This is a genomic window from Vogesella mureinivorans (genome assembly GCF_007644035.1).
Classification (GTDB): Bacteria; Pseudomonadota; Gammaproteobacteria; order Burkholderiales; family Chromobacteriaceae; genus Vogesella; species Vogesella mureinivorans.
Genome location: NZ_VMTV02000330.1, coordinates 1 through 307, shown reverse-complemented (window position 1 = coordinate 307; position 307 = coordinate 1). Strand labels below are relative to the sequence as shown.

The 307-nt window shown below is 65.1% G+C and carries 1 pseudogene; it reads left to right on the top strand.

Annotated features, from left to right (window positions below):
• Window positions 1-307 (top strand): annotated as a pseudogene (locus tag FLQ44_RS10110) (Fe/S-dependent 2-methylisocitrate dehydratase AcnD); the annotation flags it as partial.

Genomic DNA, 307 nt, shown 5'->3' with positions numbered 1-307 from the left:
CACAACGCCCTCCCCCACCGCCAAGACGTCACCCCCATCCTCCTCAAGCACCTGTACCCGTCGGATCCCGAGATCGACGCGGTGGTGAAGCACGCGGTCAAGCCCGAGCAGTTCCGCGCCGTCTACGAGCCGATGTTCAAACTGAAACTGGAGAGCGGCGAGAAGGTCAGCCCGCTGTACGACTGGCGGCCGATGAGCACCTACATCCGCCGTCCGCCCTACTGGGAAGGTGCGCTGGCCAAGCCGCGCACGCTGACCGGCCTGCGACCGCTGGCAGTGCTCGGTGACAACATCACCACTGATCATC